This is a genomic window from Kitasatospora sp. NPDC093558, assembly GCF_040683475.1.
Lineage (GTDB): Bacteria > Actinomycetota > Actinomycetes > Streptomycetales > Streptomycetaceae > Kitasatospora.
Window position 1 is genome coordinate 19,177 of the sequence record NZ_JBFBDY010000008.1, and the last position, 22,330, is coordinate 41,506.

The 22,330-nt window shown below is 68.2% G+C and carries 21 protein-coding genes and 1 tRNA gene; 4 read left to right on the forward strand and 18 right to left on the reverse strand.

Features of this window, described 5'->3' with window-relative positions; translation table 11 throughout:
* Positions 1-160: 160 nt before the first annotated feature.
* Together AB0O00_RS01970 and AB0O00_RS01975 are read right to left on the reverse strand one after the other, a co-directional pair.
* Positions 161-4,894 carry a caspase family protein gene (locus AB0O00_RS01970; RefSeq protein ID WP_363648082.1) on the reverse strand — a complete coding sequence of 1,578 codons (4,734 nt, stop codon included), beginning with the start codon at positions 4,892-4,894 and terminating at the stop codon, positions 161-163.
* Entirely contained in the window at positions 4,882-5,814 is a 933-nt protein-coding gene (locus AB0O00_RS01975) for an antibiotic ABC transporter ATP-binding protein (protein WP_363648084.1), read from the reverse strand. Before AB0O00_RS01975 ends, AB0O00_RS01970 begins: the two co-directional genes overlap by 13 nt.
* A gap of 258 nt (positions 5,815-6,072) precedes the next feature.
* On the opposite strand from AB0O00_RS01975, the gene AB0O00_RS01980 reads away from it, so the two are divergent.
* Positions 6,073-7,284: an IS256 family transposase gene (locus tag AB0O00_RS01980; protein ID WP_363648086.1), complete on the forward strand. Its 1,212-nt coding sequence runs from the start codon at positions 6,073-6,075 to the stop codon at positions 7,282-7,284.
* 271 nt (positions 7,285-7,555) lie between these two features.
* On the opposite strand, the gene AB0O00_RS01985 is transcribed toward AB0O00_RS01980, so the two are convergent.
* On the reverse strand, positions 7,556-8,044 hold the full coding sequence (locus AB0O00_RS01985) for a YajQ family cyclic di-GMP-binding protein (RefSeq protein ID WP_329930374.1): 489 nt from the start codon (positions 8,042-8,044) through the stop codon (positions 7,556-7,558).
* Between the two features lie 216 nt (positions 8,045-8,260).
* Between AB0O00_RS01985 and AB0O00_RS01990 the strand changes: the two genes are divergently transcribed.
* Positions 8,261-8,341 (forward strand) — tRNA-Tyr (locus tag AB0O00_RS01990).
* A gap of 151 nt (positions 8,342-8,492) precedes the next feature.
* Here AB0O00_RS01990 and AB0O00_RS01995 read toward each other — a convergent pair.
* From AB0O00_RS01995 to AB0O00_RS02055, 13 genes are all read right to left on the reverse strand, one after another.
* Complete coding sequence (locus AB0O00_RS01995) at positions 8,493-9,884, reverse strand: site-specific integrase (protein WP_363648088.1); 1,392 nt, start codon at positions 9,882-9,884, stop codon at positions 8,493-8,495.
* The gene (locus tag AB0O00_RS02000; RefSeq protein ID WP_363648090.1) at positions 9,884-10,069 is read right to left on the reverse strand and encodes a helix-turn-helix domain-containing protein; all 186 of its coding nucleotides are present in this window, start codon (positions 10,067-10,069) and stop codon (positions 9,884-9,886) included. The genes AB0O00_RS01995 and AB0O00_RS02000 overlap by 1 nt, the downstream gene beginning before the upstream one ends.
* Positions 10,070-10,311: 242 nt before the next feature.
* Positions 10,312-12,288, reverse strand: coding sequence for a DUF3987 domain-containing protein (locus AB0O00_RS02005; protein WP_363648092.1), 1,977 nt, complete (start codon positions 12,286-12,288; stop codon positions 10,312-10,314).
* The gene (locus AB0O00_RS02010) at positions 12,285-12,572 is read right to left on the reverse strand and encodes a hypothetical protein (RefSeq protein WP_363648094.1); all 288 of its coding nucleotides are present in this window, start codon (positions 12,570-12,572) and stop codon (positions 12,285-12,287) included. Before AB0O00_RS02010 ends, AB0O00_RS02005 begins: the two co-directional genes overlap by 4 nt.
* A gap of 171 nt (positions 12,573-12,743) precedes the next feature.
* Positions 12,744-13,205 carry a hypothetical protein gene (locus tag AB0O00_RS02015; protein ID WP_363648096.1) on the reverse strand — a complete coding sequence of 154 codons (462 nt, stop codon included), beginning with the start codon at positions 13,203-13,205 and terminating at the stop codon, positions 12,744-12,746.
* A 175-nt stretch (positions 13,206-13,380) separates the two neighbouring features.
* Positions 13,381-13,551: a hypothetical protein gene (locus tag AB0O00_RS02020; RefSeq protein ID WP_363648098.1), complete on the reverse strand. Its 171-nt coding sequence runs from the start codon at positions 13,549-13,551 to the stop codon at positions 13,381-13,383.
* A gap of 198 nt (positions 13,552-13,749) precedes the next feature.
* Positions 13,750-14,433 (reverse strand): hypothetical protein, encoded by a 684-nt coding sequence (locus AB0O00_RS02025; RefSeq protein WP_363648100.1) that lies wholly within the window; start codon positions 14,431-14,433, stop codon positions 13,750-13,752.
* Positions 14,430-14,864, reverse strand: coding sequence for a hypothetical protein (locus AB0O00_RS02030; RefSeq protein WP_363648102.1), 435 nt, complete (start codon positions 14,862-14,864; stop codon positions 14,430-14,432). Before AB0O00_RS02030 ends, AB0O00_RS02025 begins: the two co-directional genes overlap by 4 nt.
* An 18-nt stretch (positions 14,865-14,882) precedes the next feature.
* Positions 14,883-15,578: a hypothetical protein gene (locus AB0O00_RS02035; protein WP_363648104.1), complete on the reverse strand. Its 696-nt coding sequence runs from the start codon at positions 15,576-15,578 to the stop codon at positions 14,883-14,885.
* Positions 15,579-15,715: 137 nt separating this feature from the next.
* Positions 15,716-15,889, reverse strand: a complete 174-nt coding sequence (locus tag AB0O00_RS02040) for a hypothetical protein (RefSeq protein WP_363648106.1) — start codon at positions 15,887-15,889, stop codon at positions 15,716-15,718.
* Positions 15,889-16,134 carry a hypothetical protein gene (locus AB0O00_RS02045; RefSeq protein WP_363648108.1) on the reverse strand — a complete coding sequence of 82 codons (246 nt, stop codon included), beginning with the start codon at positions 16,132-16,134 and terminating at the stop codon, positions 15,889-15,891. Before AB0O00_RS02045 ends, AB0O00_RS02040 begins: the two co-directional genes overlap by 1 nt.
* Positions 16,131-17,414: a hypothetical protein gene (locus AB0O00_RS02050; protein ID WP_363648110.1), complete on the reverse strand. Its 1,284-nt coding sequence runs from the start codon at positions 17,412-17,414 to the stop codon at positions 16,131-16,133. The genes AB0O00_RS02045 and AB0O00_RS02050 overlap by 4 nt, the downstream gene beginning before the upstream one ends.
* Positions 17,411-17,689: a hypothetical protein gene (locus AB0O00_RS02055; RefSeq protein WP_363648112.1), complete on the reverse strand. Its 279-nt coding sequence runs from the start codon at positions 17,687-17,689 to the stop codon at positions 17,411-17,413. Before AB0O00_RS02055 ends, AB0O00_RS02050 begins: the two co-directional genes overlap by 4 nt.
* 480 nt (positions 17,690-18,169) lie before the next feature.
* On the opposite strand from AB0O00_RS02055, the gene AB0O00_RS02060 reads away from it, so the two are divergent.
* Both AB0O00_RS02060 and AB0O00_RS02065 read left to right on the forward strand, forming a co-directional pair.
* A complete protein-coding gene (locus tag AB0O00_RS02060; protein WP_363648114.1) occupies positions 18,170-19,018 on the forward strand; it encodes a GntR family transcriptional regulator in 849 nt (282 codons plus the stop codon).
* Entirely contained in the window at positions 19,015-19,707 is a 693-nt protein-coding gene (locus AB0O00_RS02065) for an HAD-IA family hydrolase (protein ID WP_363648116.1), read from the forward strand. Before AB0O00_RS02060 ends, AB0O00_RS02065 begins: the two co-directional genes overlap by 4 nt.
* 67 nt (positions 19,708-19,774) lie before the next feature.
* Here the strand turns inward: AB0O00_RS02065 and AB0O00_RS02070 are convergent, their stop codons facing one another.
* Together AB0O00_RS02070 and AB0O00_RS02075 are read right to left on the reverse strand one after the other, a co-directional pair.
* Positions 19,775-20,419, reverse strand: a complete 645-nt coding sequence (locus tag AB0O00_RS02070) for an MAE_28990/MAE_18760 family HEPN-like nuclease (RefSeq protein ID WP_363648118.1) — start codon at positions 20,417-20,419, stop codon at positions 19,775-19,777.
* 1 nt (position 20,420) lies between these two features.
* The gene (locus tag AB0O00_RS02075; protein ID WP_363648120.1) at positions 20,421-21,557 is read right to left on the reverse strand and encodes a DUF262 domain-containing protein; all 1,137 of its coding nucleotides are present in this window, start codon (positions 21,555-21,557) and stop codon (positions 20,421-20,423) included.
* Between the last annotated feature and the right edge of the window lie 773 nt (positions 21,558-22,330).

The window sequence follows — 22,330 nt, forward strand, 5'->3', positions numbered from 1 at the left end:
AGGTGATCAGACGTGTTTGATACCGCCTTTGGCTGACAGTCTCCAGGCCGCAACTTTGGATCCACCAGCGGCGGACGGTGTATCCCTGCAGGTCCGACGCCTGAGCAGCTGGGACCGGCCACCCGTCAGTTTCGGCCGAGGAGATGCTGGGCGGCGCAGATCACCCAGCTGTGCCGCCTGAGCGTACCCCCAGCCGCCGCTCCCAGAGGGCGGACAGTCGAGGCCGCAGTAGTACCACACCCTGCTGGGTTCCCACGGCGAGATCCAGGGTTGGGCTACCGGGCAGCGCGGTCAGAGAAGTCACGAACGCGGGAGCAGGTGTGGCCCACACCTGCTCCCCACTGGGAAGGTGGCAGAGGGTGACCCCATGCTCGTCGCTGACGGCAACGATGGCTTCCCCGTTGGGCGATGACCCGGTCCAGAGTAGGCGGCGAGCCCGGACCGCAAGGGTACGGTGGTGGGCGTCGGGGGTTGCGGAGTCCCAGACGGTCACTGGAAGGACGGTGGAGTCATCAGTCTCGGCAGCGTCCATGTAGAGAAGGACAGGGCCGCCTCTGGGGGTATCGGCCCATCGTAGGAAGTGGCTGTGGCCATCGGCGAGGTCCCGAAACGGGTTCAGTCTTTGCTCGCCGCGATCCGAGGAGGGCAGGTGGATCACGCGCGTCCGCCCTGTATCCAAGTCGAGCACCGATGCCTTTCCGTCGCGGCAGGCCATGGCAACATAACGGGTTCCCTCTGCGGCGTGATGGGGTGCCAGAGCCGTGAGTTGCGCGGGGAGCTCAAGGGGGGTGTGTAGCAGGGGCTGCCCCGTGGTGGCGTCCCAAAGGAAGCCCTGGCTAGGGCCGTCTTTGCCCGGCAAGTCATGAGTAGCGAAGTGCTTGGAGATCGTAAAGTCCCCACGGACAGCTGCCTGGCGCACCCCAACCAGAAGGACTGCATGCCCGGTGCTCGCCGTGAAGGCAGTGGAGTAGACCATGTCCTCATCTGGGTCGACCGACCACCAGCTCTGCGTGGTCTCGGTCTGGGCATTGAACGACGCGACCGCATGAAGCCTGCCGCTCAGTGGGCAGTAACCGACAACGCGAGCATGCGGATGGAGGGCCGAAGCCGGCAGCAGGTGGCAGTCCACTCCCCAAGGAACCATGGTGAGGCCGCTCAGCTCCGCACGGTCCACTGTCTCGGAGGTCGTGATCCGGTGCCAAATGAAATTCGCTCTTGTCAGTGACTCCGTGGCGGTGTCGACGATCTCCTCGGATTTGATCAGAAGGTTCACCGTGCCATCGGAATCCTCCGCCCAACTCTCCAGCGTATGGTGGACGCCTGGCAGTTCACGCGCGGTCAGCTTCCCGTGTTCGCTTCCAGTGCGGTCCAGCGTGGTGGTGTCCAGGAGGCGGAGGCCACCCCAGGAACTGGCGACTACGACGTGCGGACGCTCTCTCCACCCGTAGATCGCCTGCGTATGAGCCCTGGCGAATGTGGAGTACTCCTCGCTCTCCGACGATTCCTGATCCGAACGCCAGATGTCCTCGGTGTATGTCCAGTGCCATAGCCGAGCCGTCCCGTCATTGCCCACGGTGAGGACATCCGCGCCCTCCGAATCGGCGGAGCCCAGAAGGTGGACGGTACTTACTGCCCCCTCATGCCCGACCATCGGGGCACTGACGGGCGCGCCAGTGCCGCAGTCCAGAATCTGGATTCCTCCGACGAGCTCACCGACGACAGCGAAGACACGTCCGCGCAACGAAGTCGAGAATGGTACGAAGAACTCTGTACTACCCGTCGGCTTGACGGTGTCCGAACGTCCTGTGATTGTCGACTGGATCTGGATGGCCCCCCAACGGGCGGCCGTGACGTAGAGGCTGTCCGACCCGCCCAGCGATACGAACCCACCTCGGGGCCAGTCGTGAGGATCATGTTGTGAGACGGTGGCCTTCCCAGAGCCGCAGTCGAGCAGGAACAGCCGCCGGGGCTGCTCGCGCGAGTAGTCGCCCTCCCAGACCACGACAGTTGCGGTGCCTTCCCTCTGGAGCATTTCGCCGAGCAGCATTGGCTTGTCCAACCCCTCCATGAGCGCGGAGCACGTGCCATCTAGCGTCCAGCGGGTGATCGTTCCTCGGACTCCGTCGCACACAATCAAAGCTGGTTCGCCGAGGCCGAGGTGGACCAGCCGGGCGGTTACCCCGCGCTCGACGGCAAGATTCGTCGACGCGACACATTCCACCTCGAACACCGGTACCGCCAGCGGATCGTGGACAACGACCCGCCGTTCGTCTCTGCACACCACCACTGGGGTGCCATCCGTCAGCTTTCCCGTATCGAGAATCGCCTGGTATCTCGTACGTGGCAGATGCCGGACGAGTGTGTGGTCCGCCAAGTCCCAGACGCGAAGATCCCCCGCATCGTCAAGCGTCACAGCCAGGGGCCTCCCCTGGTTGGTCTGTAGAAGGGCCACATCGACCACAGTGGCTGAATGGGGAAGGACCGTTGAGTTAGCCGGGTCGTCGAGGGCCCACAAATGGACGACCGAGGTACGGACCGACCTACCCATGGGTTGGTTTCGACGGAAAGCCAGTACCACTCTGTCACCACTCGGCAGCTTGGCATCCTGGACCAGCCAACTATTGTTGAACGACGTGGTGGAGTACGACACATCCTCGTGCCGGCCGACGATGCGGTGCGGTGTCACCGGGCGGGACTCGATCCGCACGCGCCGTACGGAGCTAGACAGGTCTTCCGCTCGCCGAGCAAGCTCGGGACTTCCGTGCGACTCCGCGACGAACGCCAATCGCGCGGCTTGGTCCGTCTGTTGGGACGTTGCGCCGTCCTTGATATCCACGAAGCGCTCCACGACCAGGGCCAGCTCCGGATTGCTCCTCATATGGCGCACCGCCCGCAGCAACCCTGCTGGCTCGGCGGCCAGGATGAACGATGGGTCCGCGACGAAGCGTTCGATCACGCCTGCTGCTGCCGCGTGCGTGGCCAGCTGACTGCGAACGTAAGGGTCGGCGCGGGACCAGGCATGATTTAGCGTCATATCTAGCAAGGTTTCGACGAAGCGCTCGGCGACGTCCCGCAGGTCCCAGTGCCGTAGCAAGCGCTGTCTCAGGTGGTCCGTCAACTCCTGGTGGTAGAGTCGAAAATGCTTGGTGCCGGCGATCTCGACGATCGAGAGGTAAGAGCCGTTCTCCTCCAGCAGCGTGTCGATGTCCGCCTCCCGCAACGGCAGTCCGGACAGTTGCCGGGCTGCCGGGAGCCAGACCTTGCGCGGCAGTCCGTGCCCTTCGCCGAACGCCAGAGCGGTCAGCAGCCAGGTGGATCCCTCGCGCCGATCGCTCGGCAGTCGCCGCAGGTACTCCTCGAACGCACCGCCTACGTCAGAGGGGAGGGACTCCGCCCAGCCCGGCACGCTGGTGTCCATCGGCTCGGCGCGGAGCAGCGCGCTCGCTGCCATGCGGGCCACCAGGAAGCAGTGGCCAGCCCGGTGGGCGACCTCCTCGGCGATCGCCCGGGCGCTGCCCGAATTTCCCTGGTATGGGGATCCCTGGTCGGCCAGGATGCGCTCCACGTACTCCACCGTGCTGGTGTCGGCTGCGTACTCCGGGCTGTCCAGGTCAACCACCGGCACCTGGTCGCCGATGTACGGGAGCAGTTCCCGCCGGGTGCCTACTACCAGCCGAACGCAGGGAACCGCGGCCAGAGGGCGTAGCAGCTGCCAGGCGATGTGCCGGGCCTCTCTCTTGTCGTCGGCCGGGCCGGCTTCGTCGAGGGAGTCGATCACGATCCGGAGCGGTCTACCGCGGTCGGCCAGCGCTTTAAGTAGTGCAGTCGGGTCAGAGGCGCGCAGGTCGGAGGCTGCGGCCAGGCGGCCGACCAGGTCATCCAGCACTTGGTGGCGGGCGTTGATCGACACATCCGAGTGTCCGTCCAGGACCACCCGCCCCAGCACCGCCGACTTCCCGGAACCAGGGGCCGCGGTGACGGCCAAGACGCCTTGAGCGCCCGTGCCGGCTAGGTGGCTGCGCAGGGCGGTGAGGGCGCGGCCCCGACCGGTGAAGTAGGAGCCTGAGTCGTAGACCTGCTCCACGCCCCGTCCTCGGGGCTCGAAATGCGAGCTGAGATCGGACGCCTCGTGGGACGGCGGTCCGTCCGGCAGGACCTCTGCGCTCGGGTCGAATCCGGGGTTGGCGAAGAACGGCGGTTGTTCGGCCTGGTCCGTCGAGGAGCACGCGGCGCGCTGTCGGTGCCCGTCCTCCACGAAGGCGCGGTTGACGCGGTCGGCGATTGTGGCGGGCGAGAGGAAACGCTGGGACGGACCGTCACCCCGCTTGCAGGCGGCCACCAGACGGGTGACGAACGCGCCGTCCATCGCGACGTCGCGGTGCCGAGCGGAGGCCAGCACCCACATGCCGGAGCCATAGGCGTCGGAACGCGGCCGGGCTGCGACGATGCCGTTGGCGACGGTCCCGATCTCGGCGGCGCCCACCTCGGCGTGGCACGCGTCGATGATGAAGAGGACATTGCGCACTGGCGATGCCGTCAAGGCCTCGGTGAGGTTGTCCAACGACAGCCACGAGCGGGCGTGCCCATCCCGGCTGTCGGTGCAGGCCAGACGGTACCGGCCCCCCGGCGTCGGCTCGTCGCCGTGCCCGGCGTAGTAGACGGTGATCACATCATCGGCGGTGAGCTCTGCCTCAAGGCACCACGAGGAGAGCGCGTCCTCGAAGTCCGCTGCGGTGGGGTCCTCGGAGCGCGCCTCCAGTACCCGGCTGTAACCCATCTCCGCCGAGGTGAGGAAGCGCACGATCCGGTCGACGTCCTCGTTCGCGTGTGGCAGTTCTGCGAGGCCCGGGTGCCGAGGGTAGTGGCGGGTGCCGGCGGCGATCAGGTAGCGCATCGGCCGTTCCCGTATCGGGCGTCCCCATCTGGCCCGACGAGTCCCGCGGCGATGGCCCGACCCGTCTCTACGGCGGTGAGGTAACGCGTGGCGTCGTGCATGTGAACGCCGTTGTGTACCGTCAGATCGGTGACGCGGGGGCCGAAGTGCGGGCGGAGCTCGCGGACAGCGGCGACGATGTCCGTGGCGTCCGCGATGTTGGTCCAGGAGCGGAGCGGCACGGGCCACTGCGCCCGCCGGTCCTTGGCTGCGGGCTGCAGCCGATCGAGGACGAGCGAGCCCATGCCCAGCGGCGAGCCGAGCGTGACTAGGGCGTGGACGTCCCAGCCAGCGTTGAACCGCTCGTCGCAGAGAGTCTCGTATGCGACGACCGAGCCGAGCGAGTGTGCGACGACTACGCGGGTTTGCGGTGTGATTCGAGCGGCCAACCGCTCCCGCGCGGTGCTCCGCACCGACAGATCGGTGAAGTAGCCAGTCAGCTGCTTCAGATCGCCGATGAGTGCCTGATCGAGGACGCCCCGCAGGTACCGCGCTCCTGTGAGGGCATTAAGTGCCGCCCGAACCGCCCGCAGGCGCAACGCCCGTGTGGCCGCCCACCCGGCAGCACCGCGCCCACCCGCCTCGTCGGGGCTGGGTACTCCGGGGTCGGTGCGGGCTGCTTCCGCCCACCAGGTCATGAGGAGCGCGAACTCCTCCTCGCTCTCGACGTCGGCGGCCTCGTAGTGGGGGTAGTGGCTGCTGCGGGTACCGCTGAGGCGGAACACGTCGCCGTAGAAGGCGACGCCTACGTCGTCATTGGCAGGCACCGGACCGCCGGCCAGCCGCACGCCTCCCAGCAACTCCGGCACCACATCCCGGGCCAGCGAGTCCTCGCTGAGGTACTGCTTACTGACACCGTGTACAAAGACAACCTCGGCCACTTGCCCCGTCCTCCCCTGGATGCGGCATCAGCCTAGCCATCTCGACGGGCAGACACGGTCAGCCAGACGAGGTCTCCCGCAGCGCGAATATTCGTCGGCGCCCGGGCCGACGTCCACGAAACTGGGGGGCGGTGATCGTCATCCATCGGTGGCGTCCCCTGGAGTGGTGTAGCAGGGATCTTGGTGCAACCCCTGGTCATGAAGCAGCCATCGCGCAACTCTCCGAGTAGGCATGCTCGTTGAAGTGAGAGGTGCGCGATGGCCTTGTCCCAGTCTGACCTACTCCGCCTCATGGAGTCACTGCGTACGGCGGACGGAATCGAGTTGATCAGAACTCTCGCCCAGCGGATCCTGCAGGAACTCATCGAGGCCGAGGCCACCGCCCGGATCGGTGCCGAGCCGGGCGAACACACCGAGGCCCGTACCGCCTGGCGCAACGGTCACCGGGACAAGACCCTCACCACACAGGCCGGCGGTCTGGAGCTGGCCATCCCCAAGGTCCGCACCGGCAGCTTCTTCCCCAGCCTGCTCGAGCGCCGGCGCCGCATCGACCAGGCGCTCTACGCGGTCATCATGGAGGCGTACGTGCTGGGCGTGTCCACCCGCTCGGTCGACGACCTGGTCAAGGCCCTCGGCGCGGACACCGGCATCTCCAAGAGCGAGGTCTCCCGCATCTGCCAGGATCTGGACCACCAGCTCACCGCCTTCCGGAACCGGCCCCTGGGCCACACCCGCTTCCCCTACGTCTACCTGGACGCGACCTACTGCAAGGCCCGGGTCAACCACCAGATCGCCTCCCGGGCCGTGGTCGTCGCCACCGGGATCACCGAGGACGGCGGCCGCGAAGTGCTGGGGCTGATGGTCGGAGACAGCGAGACCGAGGTGTTCTGGGCCGCGTTCCTGCGCTCCCTGCGCGAGCGCGGTCTTTCCGGGGTCCGCCTGGTCATCGCCGACCACCACACGGGCCTGGTCAAGGCGATCCGCAAGGTCATGCTCGGCGCCGGCTACCAGCGCTGTCGCGTTCACTTCCTGCGCAACGCCTTCGCGGTCATCCCGAAGGAGGCCGGCGAGATGGTCGCCGCGACCATCCGCACGATCTTCGCCCAGCCCGCCGAATCCGCGGTCCGGGCCCAGCTCGACAGCGTGGCCGACATGCTCGGCACGCAGTTCCCCAAGGTCAAGGCGATGCTGCTGGACGCCAAGGACGACCTGACCGCTTTCGCGTCCTTCCCGGAACGACATTGGAAGAAGATCCAGTCCACCAACCCGCTGGAGCGGATCAACCGCGAGATCAAGCGCCGGACCGACGTCGTCCAGGTCTTCCCCAACGACGACGCGCTGCTGCGGCTGGTCACCGCCGTGCTCTTCGAGATGCACGACGAGTGGATCGCCTTCCCGCGCCGCTACCTGCCCGAGGGCAGCATGGAGCAGATCTACCCCACCCACGATGAACTTCCGCCCACCACGTGACCGTTGGCATACGAGCGCTACACCACGTCAAGGGACACGACCCATCCATCCGGTAGCTGAGACCGGCAAGGTGCGGAGCGGGCTCCCGGGGTCGTGGGCTGGAGTCGATCGAAACGTTGACGATCGAGCCGGCGCGCGATGAGTCGGGCCGAGCTCAGTGGATTCGGCAAGGGCACAACGAGGGCAGCGGTGGAGTCCCTCTCCGCCGGAGTGCCCTCGATGTGCCCTTCCGGGCCGAAGAACCAGCGTTTCCGCAGGTCAGCGCGGCTGACTAGCGGTAGTTCACGAACTGGAGCGCGAAGTCGAGGTCCTTGCCCTTGAGGAGGGCCTGGACGGCCTGGAGGTCGTCGCGGCTCTTGGAGCTGACGCGCAGTTCGTCGCCCTGGACCTGGGCCTTGACGCCCTTGGGGCCCTCGTCACGGATGATCTTCGCGACCTTCTTGGCATCGTCGGTGGTGATGCCCTCCTTCACGTTCGCGAAGATCTTGTACTCCTTGCCGGACAGCTGCGGCTCGGCGGCGTCCAGGGCCTTGAGCGACAGCCCGCGCTTGACGAACTTCGTCTGCAGCACGTCGAGGATGGCCCGGACGCGCTCCTCGCCGTTGGCCTTCATCTCGATCTTCTCGCCGGAGCGGCTGATCTCGGCGCCGACGTTCTTGAAGTCGAAGCGGGTGGCGATCTCACGGGAGGTCTGGTTGATCGCGTTGTCGACCTCCTGCCACTCGACCTTCGAGACGATGTCGAAACTGGAGTCGGCCATGGGTGTTGGTCTCCTTGATGCTCTGGCTTCACTGGCACGGCACGCCCCATCGGGCGCCCGCCGCCCCAGCCTATCCAGCGGTGCCCCGCCGCCGCCCCCGACAGCCACGCCGAACGCCTTGATCATCGCGTGACCAATCGAGTGGCGAAGCACCCCCTGGCATCGGGTATCGTTTACGGAGTCGAACGGGGCAAGACCCCGGGAGACACCAATCCTGGCTGGTTGCCCGAGCGGCCAAAGGGAGCAGACTGTAAATCTGTCGCGCAAGCTACGCAGGTTCGAACCCTGCACCAGCCACCGGATAGAAAACAGGCCCTGATCTGCGGAAACGCAGATCAGGGCCTGTTTCGTTGCGTTCGAACGCCGGTCACGCCGGATGGTCGTTTTGCGTGGTTTGTCTCACCTCGTTTCGCTCGAATCTCAGTCCTGACCAGCGCATCCGGACCAGCTACGGACCAGGATCCGGGGCCGGCGGCGTCGGCCGGTTCCGGTTGAGCCGCTTCGAGATCAGCTCGTTCGCGTACTCGACGGTGCCGTGCAGGCACTTCGCGTAGACCCGGAGCATGACGGCGACGCTGTGCCCCGCCCGCCGGGCGACCTCCGTCGGGTCGACCCCGGAGTTCAGTCCGAGCGAGATCCCCGCGTGTCGGAGGTCGTACGGCCGCTTGCCGAGCTTCGTGGCGCAGTCGGCCGGCGAGAGCACCTCGGCGCGGGCCCGCTGCCAGACCACCCCGTAGCCGCTCTCCTGCACCATCCCGCCCCGGGACGTCCGGAACAGCCGCCCATCGGGCGCGGCGCCGAAGGCTGCGACGTGCTCCCGCAGGATCGCCACCAGCTCGGGCGGGATCGGGACGCGGCGGGTGGCCTTCTCGGCCCGGTGCTTCAGCCCGCGCTTGTCGTGCGACGTCCCGTCGTCCGTCCAGGACGAGCCGACCCGCGGCCGGGTCTCGTCCAGGACGACGTAGCCCCACCCCTCGACCGGGAGATGGCAGAGCGGGAGCGTGAGGTACACGGCCTCGGCCGGCCGCAGCCAGCCGTAGTAGAGGCAGGCGAAGAAGGCCCGGAGGTGGGCGCCGCGCTTCCCCTGGCGCCCGGCCGCCTCGATGAGCGCCGCGGCCTGGTCCTCGTTGACCACCACACCCGGGTCGACCTCCTCCTCGGCTTCCGGCGGCTGCCACTGGACGGTCGGGAGGGGGTTGGCAGTCAGGTAGCCCTCCTCCACGGCGTAGCCGAAGAGGTGGCCGAGGATGCGGCGCTTGCGCAGGATCACCGAGGGAGCGGCCTTCTTGCCGTCCAGCTTCACCGCGAGGGCGTTCAGCAGACGGCGCACCATCGGCGGCTCCTCGAAGGCGGAGACCGAGACGGACTGCTTCTGCACCCAGGCCAAGGCCTTGGCCCAGTCGGCCGGCGGCTCCTCCTCCCACGCGTTCACGTTGAAGGCCCAGCTGTAGAGCGCCCGGCGGACGACCCGCTTGTCCGGCATGCCGGCCTTCGACTTCACCAGCTCGAAGGTGACCGTGGCGAGGGCATCGGCCCACGTCGTACGGGTCTTGGCCGGCGCCCCCTCCCAGCGGGCCTCGACGTACTTCCGGCCGAGCTCGTACCAGCTGATCTGCTTCTCCTTGCGGAGCTCGGAGAGCGGGAGACCCCGGTCGACATCGAAAGGCTGCCCGTCGCGGAGGGCGGAGATCAGCTCGGACTTCCGGCCGTCCGCAGCGGTCTTGGTGAGGAAGGACTCGGAGAACTCCCGCCCGGCAACGGTCCATCGGACCATCCAGGGTGCCCGCCGGTCCGGGCGGTGGCGGTGGTCCCAGAACTTGACCTTGTACGAGGTGGGCATCAGGCGGCGACCTCGCAGCCGTCGAGCCACGCGTCCAGGTCGGCCCGGTCGACCCGGACCTGGCCGTTGGGGAGCTTGATGAGGCGCGGCGCCTTGCCTCGGGCTCGCATCCGGTAGAAGGCGGCACGGGACATACCGAGTTCGGTGAGTACGGCGGCGAGCTTGAGCAGTTCGCGCTTGGGCATGGCGAAGTCTCCTGCGGTGGGTGCGGAGGGTTACGTGCCCTCTCGCGGGCGGCGGCGGAGGGCGGAAGGCGTCAGGGATGTCAGGGGAACGCGCTGACCTGCCGGTACGGCCCCTGGTCGGGAGTCAGAGGTTGTCAGGTCTGTCAGGAGATCTCGGCTATCCCTGACAGACCTGACGGGCCCTGACTGCTCGTCCGGCGGCATTTCACCAGGTCAGGGCTTTGTCCTGACGTTCCTGACGGTTACGTGATCGGGTTCGTGTCCGCGGGGGCGCTCAGGATCGGGTGGACACGGTAGGTGACGGCCTGAGGCCGGCCGCGCTGGCCGCTGGCAGGGGACTGATCCGTGCGGAGCCAGCCGTGCTGTTCGAGGAGCGCGAGTGCGGGCTCGACGTCGGCGACCTTCTTGAACCGCCGGGACGACGCGACGGCGTCGTGGGCCTTGATGTGGGTGCGGTGGGTGCCGTCCTTCTTCGGCCGCTGGAGCCACTGGAGGAGGGCGTGGGCGTCCTCGGTGGCCGGGTCGGCGGCGATGAGGTCGAAGACCGCGAGGGTGTGGGCGGTGTAGTACTCGGCGATCTCGGCGGCCCGCTCGACGATGGCGGCCTCGACGGGCGCGCGCCAGTCGCCGGCGACGTGGTCGGCGAGGTGGAGGAGGACCGCGATGCGGGCGATGTGGCCGACGAGCTTGCCGGCCCAGTCCTTGATGTGGGCGAGCGGCTCGTCCGGGCGGAGCTGGACCTCGAACTTCTCCTGGAGCTTCTCGACCGCGAGGTCGGCGGCCTCGGTCATCCGCACGGTGACCGGCTCCTCCAGGGCGGTGAGGGCCCGCAGGAGCGCAGACAGCCGACCGTCGTAGGTGATGGCGACCGGCTCGGGGATGGGGGTGGTGCGGATCTTGCGGTAGCCGAGGTTGGAGGGCGGGAGCGAGTACAGGAAGCGGGCGAGCAGGCCGCGGTCGCGGGCACCGGGAGCGGCGCCGAGCTCCTGGAGGACGGCGGGCTGCGGGGTGACGCCGATGGTGAGCGCGGGCTTGTCGACGGTCGGCTGCTCGCGGGTGATCCGGTCGGCCTGGAGCCGCTCGCCCTTGTGGGCCTGGAGGAAGACGCCGAGGTTGGGCTTGCTGCTGTAGCGCCCCACGATGCTGTCGAACAGGTCGCCCTCGGGTGAGAGCGCGGCCAGGCAGCGGTGGACGCCGAGTTGGTGGGTGACGGTCTCCGGGGTGATGTCCCCGGAGAGGGTCAGCCGCGGGCTCGGCGGGACGACGATCTCGTCGGCCAGCATCCGGGCACCGGAGATCTCGGCCACCAGGTGGGCCCGGTCGAGGTCGGGGTTCTTGCGGGCCTTGGCCATGAGCGCTTCGACCTCGGCCAGCGCGGTCTCCTTGGCGGTCTCCGCCTCGATGATCCGGCTCTTGGCCTCGGCGCGGAGCTCGTCCTCGACCCGGTAGACCGCGCCGGTCATGAAGGCGAAGACGTCGGACTTGCGGCTGGCCGGAGGCATCGCGCAGACCAGGTAGAGGTTGGACTGCTCGCGCCAGCCGGGCCGGATCTCCACGTTCACCCGGCCGCCGGCGGCGGTCGACAGCGCGGCGAGGGCCATGGTGGCGGCCATGTCGGGCGGGGTCTGGGTGAACTCGGCGACGGCCTCGACGTAGGCGCCGACCCACCCCGGCAGGGCGCGGACGGGGAAGGTGGGCAGGGCGCCGTGGGAGCCGAGCGGCACGGGGTCGAGCCAGGTCTCGCCGGAGGCGAGGTCCGCGAGGGCGGCGAGCGCGGCGGTGCGGACGGCGTCGAGGTCGGCTTGGTCGTCGCCGGCCATGTGCGCGAGGCGGCTGGTGGCGGTGTTGATGCGGCGCCGTTCGGCGGCCACGCGCACGATCTCGGCGTAGTAGTCGCCGTTGGCGGCGGTAGGGGTGGCCTCGATGCAGGTGTGCAGGTAGCTCGGCCCGCCGACGCGGACCAGGTCGCCCTGGGCACGCAGGACACCGGCCAGCAGCACGGGGTCGACCGGCCGTTCGCCTCCGGCCATGCGGGTGATGGTGCGCCAGATCGTCTCGTGCGCGGGGCGGTAGAACGCGCTCGGGTCGCCGAGCTGGGCAGCGAGGGCCGGGATCTGGGCGGGGTCGAGCAGGGCGGCGCCGATGACGGCCTGCTCGGCGGCCTTCACCTCGGCAGGCTCGGGCCGGAACGGGATCACGTTCGGGGCGTACTCGGTCACCGCTCGTCCTCCGTGGGGACCTGGTGGTGGTCGAGCCAGGCGAACGCGGAGGTGGTCTGGGCGCGCTTGTAAACCTCGATGGCCGCGCCGGGGACGCTGCAGGGGCGGACTCGGGGGTCGATGAGGCTGGCGTACAGGCGAGAGCCGTGGTGCACGCACGCCTTGGCGGCGTCGCCCTGGCGGTCGAGTACGGTCACGGCGTCGCGCGGGCCCTCGCAGGGGCTGGCGTCGCCGAGGTGGGCGGCCTCGCAGCGAGGCTGCGGCGAGGTGGTGTTTCCGGGCATGCTGGAGTCCTGGTCTCTGTAAGGGGGCTGGAAGGCCCCGTACCAGCCGTCTCTCTGCCAAGGTCGGCGGCTGGTACGGGGTTTCGTGCGTCAGGCGGAGCATGGCCTCCCCTCAGCGACCACCCGACGGGTGGTCGCTGAGGGGAACTGCCGTACGGCGGACAGCCCAGATCAGGCGAATGAGGCGAGTCGGCAGGCGGTGTCGTGGTCGAGGTCGCCGGCGGCGACGGCCCGAACCAGGATCTCCGGGAGGGGCTTGTACCCCGGAGCGGCCTCGTCGCCCTGCGCGGGCAGGTCGTTCGTGCGTCCGGTCAGCAGCGCGTCGACCGCAGCGGCGACGCTGGTGGGGGTGACGACCAGACCGAAGGCCAACGGCTGCGGGTTGGCGAGGCGGTCGTCGTTGGTGCCGCGGGCCCAGAGCCAACCGATGGTCTGGTTCCACAGCAGGCCGAGGCCGTGCGGGTAGCCGGCGGCGCGGGCGCGGGCGGTGTCGAGGCGGATGAAGATCTCCGTCAGCATGACCTCGCCGTCGTCGGCGCAGTACTCGTTGAACGACTCGTCCGGGGCGGCGTTGTCGCCGAGTGCGGCGAGGACGGCCTCGAAGTACGGGTGGTGCGGGGTGAGGTAGGACACGGGGTTCCCTTCAGGAACGGCGGGTCCGGTCTGTCCGGCCCCCGAACCGCCCAGGGACGCCGCTGGGTGCGGCGGTGCTCTGGGCGGCACGGCCGGTCGGGCAGGCTGGTGGATCACGAAGGGCGGTAGGTGCGCGTTGACCTGCGGTTCCTACCGCCCGCACCGTGCCGACCGGTCAGTCGCTCTCGGGGCTGCAGAGGCAGTTCTCGGGGGCGGCGCCCTGGCCGATCTGGCACGCGCAGTAGATGAGTCCGAGCGGGGTTTCGACGGGCTCGCCGCCGGTGCAGTGGTCGCATTCGCCCGGCGCCCAGTCGGCGGCGTCGAACTCGTCGTAGTCGTCAAACATCGTGATGCCCTTTCACAGGGAAGCCCTGCGGGACGGCCGTCGTGGAGCCGCGTTGCCGGGCTGTCGGGGGGCGATCGGAGGAGGTAGGGCGGTAGGTAGGGGGCCGGTCGGGAGGGTGGTAGGCGTGCGCTGACCTGCGGTTCCTACCGCCCTACTGCGGCCCAAGAGGGGTGTCAGGAGGGAGCGGGGGGAGAGGGGTCAGGCGGCCTTCCGGACGACCGCCGGGACGGTGCCCGGAGCGGCCTCGGGGAGGGCATCCAGTAGCACCGCGAGGCGGTTGCGCTGGCGCCCGTTGAAGGTGAGCTTCTTGCCCTCGACCAGGGCCACCTCCAGGCCCTCCAGGTGGGCCCTCAGGTCGGGGATCTTCCAGCCGCCGAAGAGGCCCCTCGCCTGGCCCTCCTCCAAGAGGTGGGAGAGGTGGGCGGCGGTGCCCTGGTCGGACATCGCGGCGACGTACCGCACCAGGGCGTACAGGTCGGCGTCGGCGGGGGCGTCCTGGAGCTCGTCGTCCTGGTCGGCGGAGTCGTCCGGTTCGGCCTTGGTGGAGGCCTCTCCATGGTCCCCGGCCTTGGCCTTGGCAGCCTTCTCCTTCGCGGCCTGGTCGGCCTTTGCCAGTTCGGCGGCGGCTCTGGTGTTGCCGGCCACGACCGCCACGACCATCCATAGGACGAGGAAGACGGTGACGGCGGGCGGCGCGTACCGGGCGACGGGCCGAGCCAGGACGGGGGAGAAGAAGAGGCCGAGGGCCAGTGCTCCCCCGACCTGCTGGCGGGTGACCGAGACCTTCTCGGCGTGGGGCCGGACGGCCCGGATGATCAGTCTGTTGCCCAGGCCGAACGCGGTGACCGACACGCCTTCGAGGTAGCGGTGCAGCTTCATCACGCACCGACCAAGCCCTTGAGGACCGAGCCGATCACGGTGAGCGGCAGGGCCCAGATCCCGCCGGCGGCGGCGTAGACGGACGGCACGGTGGCGCCGAGGACGCTGTCCTTCCACGGGCCGGGCTTGGTGCCGAACAGGGCGAAGGTCAGGATCGCGGCGACCGCCCCGGCGCCGACGTTGCCGAACACCTGGCTCTGCGAGGTGAAGGCGTGGGTCAGGGCGTCGCCGACCGTGCCCGGTGCGCTGAACGCCTGCCCGGCGCCCGCCGCGAAGATGCCGAAGACGATCATGAGCCAGGCCGTGTGCTCGTCCTTGTGCTTCTTGGCGAGCTTGCCCTGCTTCTCGGCCTTGCGGCTGCCGAGGATGATCCACACGGCGATGGCCAGGCAGAGGCCGCCGGAGCCGAACGAGCCGAGCAACTGGGTGTCCATGGTGTCGATCTCCTGTGGTCAGTGGTGGCTGGTGGAGAGGAGGGTGATCAAGGGGGCCAGGCCGAGGGCGCCGACCAAGGCGGAGGCGAACGGCACCCGCACGAGGATCAAGATGGTGAGGCCGGGGAAGCCGCGGACCTCGGAGACCCGGACGTGGCCCCACCCGCGCATGCGCAGGTCGATGAGCCAGGCGCTGGCCGCGGCGAGCGCGGCGACGGTCAGGGGCATGTGGGCGGCCAGCTGAACGACGCCCATCTGGTAGCCGAGTACGGCGGAGGTGGTGGTGAGGATGCACCAGCGGCGGAACCGGCGGGCTCGCTCGGATTGGGGCTGTCGCCACAGCACGGAGGCCCGGCGCTTCTGGACGAGCTGCTCGGCGCGGTGGCGGTCCTCGCGCTCGTCGGGGGTTTCCCTCTGCTCCCGGAACTTCTCCTCGCGCTCCCTGCGGGCGCGTTCAGCCTGTTCCTCGGGCGTCTGGCTGATCAGCAGGCGCAGACTCTCGGCCACGGTTCGCAGGTCGTACCGTTCCTGGTCGGCGTCGGCGTCGGCGTCGGCGTCGGCGTCGGCCTGGTCCTGGTCGTCGTCCTCGACGGCCTGGTCCTCGACGTCGTCGTCGGTGTCGGTCGGCTCGGTCTTGCGGGGGTCGAGGGGCTCGGGCTCGGCGTCGGGCACGCCGATGGTGGGCGGGAAGGTCGGCGGCGGGGGGATGGTCATCGGTTCTCCTCCCGACGGAGAAGCCACACGGCGACGCCGGCGCCGACCGCGAGGATCGGGTAGAGCAGGCTTAGGAGCCAGTCCATGGTCAGTTCTCCAGGTAGGGGCCCGGCCGCAGAGGCCGGGCCCGGAGAGGATCAGGAGGAGCGCCGCGAGGGGGCCGGGGTGTGCCGCCAGTTCGTGATGGAGCGGCTGGTGGGGAGCGCATCGATCGCGGCGTGCCCGGCCCGGTCCGCCTTGCGGACGGCCTTCGCCCTGCGCTGCTGGCGGGACTGGGGCTGGGCGGGCTGCTTCTTGCCGAAGCCGAGCATCAGGCGCCCTCCCCGATCCGGCCCACGAGCACGAACGGCTCGCCGTCCAGCTCGCAGATCGCGTGGAACTCGGCGGCGCAGCGGCCGTCGGCAGAGGCGTCGGTGACCGTCAGGCGGTGGCACCAGGCCTCGCGGGGCAGGCCGGCGACCTCATCGATCGTCAGCGGCTCGGCGAGGCGGTAGGCGAGGCCGCGGTGGTCGAGGCGAGCGATGCCCAGACCGGGCACGTTGCGGATGCTGTTCACCGGATACCGCCCGTCTGGTCGGCCTGGCGGTTGCGCGCGGTGCCGACGTGGCGGCGCAGGCGCACGGCGTAGTCGTTCCGGCAGCCGAGCGTGTCGCGGACCTTCTTGGTGCTGAGCTCGTCGCCGCGGGCGGCGAGGTCATCGGCCAGGATGCGGACCCGGGCGATGTCGGCCGGGTTGAGCGGGCGTTCCCCGGCGATCGCGGAAGCGTTCCCGTCCTGCCCCTTCGAGGGCTCGAACCCGAGCTCTCGGCTATCAGGTGTGGATGCGCACGACCCAGTTCCGTAAAGGACTTCGAGGCTTTCGGTCGCGGCCGGGGAAGCGTTCCGCAGTCCGCCGGGAACGGTGTCAAGGTAGACGCCGTCGGACGGCCCCGTGGGCAGCGGGAGGGTGAGGGCGGGGAACGGGTCGTCGGGCATGCCCGGCCACAGGTCGGCCGGCGCCGGGAGTGCGCTCAGCTCTGCCACCCGGGCGCGGGCATTGAGCCGCCGGGCCAGCAGGTCGGCGGTCAGGCCCGGGACGGTGACGCCGTGGACGTACTCCCAGGCGATGCGCCACGCCTCGTCGGCCGGCAGCGCGCCGAACGGGGCCGCGGACAGCAAACGGTCGGCGACCTCCCGGACTTCCGGGTGGTGCTCGGAGCGGCGCCGGGTGTGCTCGGCCCGGTCCTTCGCCTGCTTCTTCTCGGCGGTGGTCGGGCCGCGGCCGCCGTGGGTCTGGAGGTCGGTCAGCCAGACGGCGCCGATGCTGGACAGAGCCAGCACGAACGCGACCCAGTGGTGCGCGGGGTACTGCTGCCAGCCGTGGGCGAAGTTGATGCCCCCGGCGACGATGCCGGCCGCCCACGCGCCGAGCCGGTAGGTGCGGGTGGAGCGCTCACCTTCGGCCTGGGCGCCCATGGCGACCAGCGCCCACGCGCCGCCCTCCAGCATCGCGGCCAGAAGTACCGCGAGCAGCAGGTACACCTTGGCGCCGTCGAGCGCAGCGACCTGGGACACCAAAGCCGGCACGATCGAGCAGGCCTGCACGAGCCGGACGAACGCCCTCGCCGGGTTGGCCGACACCCACCCGGTCACCCGGCCGAGACGTGCGGCCCGCGCCGCCCGGCGCCGGTCCCGGGCGTCCTCGGCGGCGCGCTGGTCAGCGTCTCGCCGCTGACGGGCCGCCTCGGCGTCCAGCCGGTTCTGCTCGCGCTCGTCCCGACGGTCCGCTCGGGCGTCGGCGCGGTCGGCCTGGCGGTCGGCCCGCCGCTCGGCGCGGTACTCGCCCAGCCCGCTCACGCGGCCACCAGCTCGACGTCGGCGGTGCGGCGGAGCGCCGCCCGGAATCGCAGCGGTACCGGCGCCATCTTCATCTGCTGCTCGGCGAAGGCGGCCAGCTCCGGGTCCTCCCGGCGCAGGTCAGCCAGCACCTCGTACGCCACGTCCAACCGGGCCCGGCGCTCGACCACGGACTCGCCGGGCACGCCAGCGAAAAGCTCCTCGTCCACGCCCAACGCCAGCTCCGCGAACTCCTCGGCGCCCAAGGCGTGTTGACCTGCAACAATCGACTTCACGGGTCTACCTCTTCCAGTGGGAGGTGTGCCCCAGGGGCCGCCGCGCGCCCGGCCAAGGAAAGCGCGGCGGCTCCGACTCCGGGGCCGGCCACTCGTCACGTCACAAGCAGCCATGACCCCCGGCCCGCCGCAGGCGGCACGGGTCGGGGACCAAAGACACTCGTTCGCTGAGACCGCGCCGCGTCGGCGCCGAGAAGTCCGGCGGCGAGCTGGCGGGGGTGCGTCTTTCAGGGCAGACGCGGACCACTCGGTCCATGCCATCCGCATGCCAAGGCGCGGTCGACCTCGGCCCGATCTGTCCCGGGCCCCTTCGCCTATCCCCATAGGCGCATTTGTGCAGCTCAGAGCAGCCCAAAGAAGGCCCCTCCGTGTCGCCCCTGTCTCACTTGGTGCGACACACACAACATAGGCAACCTGCTTAGGCAGGTCAGGAGAGTTGGGTTTCTCGCCCCTGTTGGGCACCTGCCCTAGCATGGGGAGATGGCCCTAGACCCGGACGACTCCCGTCCCCCGTATCAGCAGGTCAGCAGCTCTCTGCGGGCCTCGATCCTCACGAAGAAGCCAGGCTTCGAGACCGGCGACAAGCTCCCCTCCGGTCCTGAGCTCGCGAAGCACTTCGGCGTGGCGCGCGGCACGGTGGACAAGGCGCTCGACCTGCTCCGCACCGAGGGGCTGATCGTGACCCGGCAGGGGAGCGGCTCGTTCGTGCGGGAGCGCACCTCTCGGCCGGTCGGGCTGCGGCCTCACCTCGAAGCCGCCTTCGAGCAGCAGCAGGTGACCCTCGACTTCGCCGGCTTCTCCAGCGAGACGCTGCACAACGCGCTGCAGGAGCCGCTCGACAAGGTCCGCTCCGGCCGGCTGGCGCCGGAGTCCATCACGGTCCGCCTGCTGCTGCCGGACACCACGGCGCCGATGGCCGTGCCGGTCCTGGTCGACGGGCTCCAGGACGAGGCTGCCCTCCGGGAGCGCGCCCGCAACATTGCCCTGACGAACGCCGGCGGCATCGCTCACTCGGTCGAGATGCTGGCCGAGCTGGGCCTGGTCCAGAAGGCGAGCGTCCAGGTCAAGGTGCACCGGGCGTCCAGCCTGTTCAAGCTGTACATCCTGAACCGGTCGGAGGCCTTCTTCGGCTTCTACCCGCTCCGCGAGCGCACCGTCTCGATCGACGACACCGCCCACACCTTCTACGACGTGACCGGCAAGGACACCACCCTGTTCCACCACGCCGCCGGCCCGGACGACGCCTCGCTCGGATCGCAGTACGTCCAGCAGGCCCAGATGTGGTTCGACAGCGTGTGGTCCACGATCGCCTACGAGCGACAGCCATGACCGCCACCCCTCGACAACTCGCGGACGTGCTGCGGCCGGTGAAGCACATCCTCCTCGACTTCGACGGCCCGGTCTGCTCGGTCTTCGCCGGTCTCCCCGCCCCCGAGGTCGCGCGGCGACTGCGTGAGGGCCTGCTCGCCGCTGGCGAGCAACTCCCCGCCGGGACGGAGGAGGAGAGCGACCCGCTCGCCCTGCTCCGGCTGATCTCGGACGCCCGCCCCGATCTCACGGCGAGCACGGACGCCGCACTGGCCGCGATGGAGACCGAAGCCGTCCGGGCCGCCCGCCCGACCCCGGGCGGAGAATCGGTTCTGCGGGCTGCTGCCCGCTCCGGCCGGCTCGTCTCGGTGGTCAGCAACAACGCGGGCGCGGCCATCGAGGCCTACTTCGCCGAGCACGGCCTCAGCGACTGCGTGGCCGGCGTCTTCGGGCGCGTCCCGGGCGACCCCTCGTCCATGAAGCCGAACCCGCGGCTCCTACTCGAAGCGATGGAAGCCGCGGGCACTGGTCCGGAGCACTGCATCTTCGTTGGCGACGCAGCCCGTGACGTCGAGGCCGGGGAGGCCGCGGGCGTCCCGACGATCGGCTATGCCAACAAGCCGGGGAAGGATGTCAAGCTAGCCGCCGTCGGCGCGATTGTGATCGTGAACTCGATGGAACACATCGCCAATGCACTGAGTGATCAGTGAGGTGGCTGCATCGAGCCCCTTAGGCCCTAGAGTGCTTTATCGCAGGCCCCTGCCTGAGGAGGACCGATTAGAAGCTTCTCCTGTATGCCCCGTTCTCCGCGGCAGCGGAAACAGTATTCCGGACAAACTCGATCATCGAGATGATCTCGTGGTGTAGCTCTTCGTAGGAGCGTGCATCCACATTTAGGTACTGGCCGTGAGCGATTTCATTCCTTGCTCGCAAGAGTTCATAATCGATCAGGCGTGCCTTCAGGTGAATTGGGTTCGAGTCGAGGCCCAGAGATGCAAAGAGGTCGAAGCACCGCTCGCTGTTGAGGTTTGACTGGGTATCCACCCCCTTTTTCCATGGTATTTGAGGGCGGGTAGAGGCTTCGTCGAGAAGTGTTGTTACCCGGTGAATTAGTTTTCGAGAATGAGAAACGCCCTGCCGCGAATCCAGGGATGCCTCCAAGGCGAGGGCGACGAATGCCGGATGAAGTTCGGAATAAGTCATTCTCCTGCGGCCAACGAATTTCAGATAGGCGGATAGGCAGAACTTTGAATGCCCCTCCCAGTGCGCATAAAGGATTGGGACTCCAGCCCGACATAGGGCGCGCTGAGTGGTGCTATCTGAGCTGGCGCGACGAACGCTGCCAAGAAAGCTATGGAGCTCGCTTCGGCGCCAAGCCAGATCTTCGTCGAGGGCGTCCTGCAGCTCGCTTACTGTGCGCAAGTCAGGCCTCCGAGAAGATCCGCTTACCTACCTCATACATATGCGGAATGCGCAGGTCGGCTGACTTTCCAGCCCCTGTCCTTTGCTTGAATACGCTATCCTCCCAGACCATCTTTACCCGCTTTTTGATTTCCTCGCTGCGGATGGCCGAGTCGAGATTTGCCCAGTAGGAGTAGTTGAGCCCCAGCCCCGTGGAGACCGCTTCGAAGGCGGACACGGTAAATCGTCCACTGAAAATGTCAGAGTCAGGTACATAGCGTTTGAAGGAAGCCTCCCCCAGGGCTTCATGGAGCCAGGTGAAGACGTTCTCAAACCGATCCCCCTCAAATGAGCGATCAAAGTCATCATCCCGGATAAACTGGCGCATGCGACCCGTCAGAAACTCTCCGACATCCTTCAGTCCGCTAAGATCCGACCGCTCGGCAGTCACCATTGAGAGGAATCGGAGCGCGATCTCAGTGCCATACGATTCCTGTTCCTGCCGGTCGCTGATGTTTACAGCGCTGGCGAATGCAGGAAGAGATGCAAGCCCCTTTAGCCACCTGTGGAAGCTCGGATCCAACATCACTGCAAGGCAGTTTCTAGCCTCTTGTTCCGAGAGATGCGTTCCGCTGTTAAGCCTCTGAAACAGGTCAAACTTCGCCTGATCGTCACTGGTGTGCTCGACAATTTGAAAGTCGAGCCTTGCGCGCTTGAAGAACCGCTTCTGGGCATCGGTAAGCTCCGTCACGCCGAGGCCAGCGCCATTCTTAACCTTTTCCTGGTCCCATACGACTCCAGACAGACTCTTTAGGTAGTCGCCGGCCAGTAGGGGTTCTGGCAGATCGAGAATTCCGTCGGAATCTTTCAACTCGGCCATGAAACGGAAGAGGGTGGACAGTCGCTGGACGCCATCCACAACATCCCAAACGCCGTCAGATCGGGCTGCAACAAAAATTGGAGGGATCGGGATTCCGAGGAATACACTCTCGACTAGTCGAGACTGCTGACGAAGGCGCCAGCGGAAAATCCTCTGGAACTCCGGATGTACCTCAAGATCTCTATTGTCATACATTGAGAGAGCTTCATTGATGGCCATGCTGTAGCGATCGGTGTGAATCTCGCGAGATCGCTTCAGAATCTCTTCCTGAAGGTCCATGGGCCCTTCCTCTTCCAGGGAGATCTTCGATGCCATGTTGCCCTCTCGGCTCGACTGCTGAGGCCCTGTTCATTGTGGGCCAGATCAGCGGCGCGAAGTAGGGAAATGGCAAACTTCCTTCAACTTCAGGGAGATCATGCCACCTCTGAGGCGCAAGCTGTCCGGTATGCGCCCATTGAGCGGCAGGAGCCAGCTCGGCCGGTTGGGTCCTTGATGACCAACTGGCCGGACGGCCAGGAGCGATGCAGTGACTACCCGACATAGGGCAGAGGCTGGAAGAGGAGTCTCGTCGACCGCTCGCCGGTGACTGGCGTAGAGCACGACGGTGCCGTAGCAGCGCCAGATCGGACGGCGTGCTGCCGGTCAACTCGGTGCCGTCGGATGATCATGGCTGCCCGAGGGTCAGCGCCTCAAAGGCACAGTGGGATGTGAGTCACATGCCTGGTCTTGCAATGCAGGCACGGCGTTGATCGAGTGCCGTTGGACCGTGATCCGGACCAGGGGCGGACCAGGCGGGGCCCGGGGGCGGGAGTCTGCAGGTCAGAGCGCCCCTGATCAGCGGCCTGTAAATCTGTCGCGCAAGCTACGCAGGTTCGAACCCTGCACCAGCCACCGGATGGAGAACAGCCCCTGATCTGCGGAAACGCGGATCAGGGGCTGTTTTCGTTTTTCCCGCCCTTCCCTCCACCGGCTTCCCCGGGCGCCGATCGGTCCGGCACTTCTTGCACATAGGTTGCAATTACTCTGGACAGGCAGCAGAGTGGGGGCGCGGG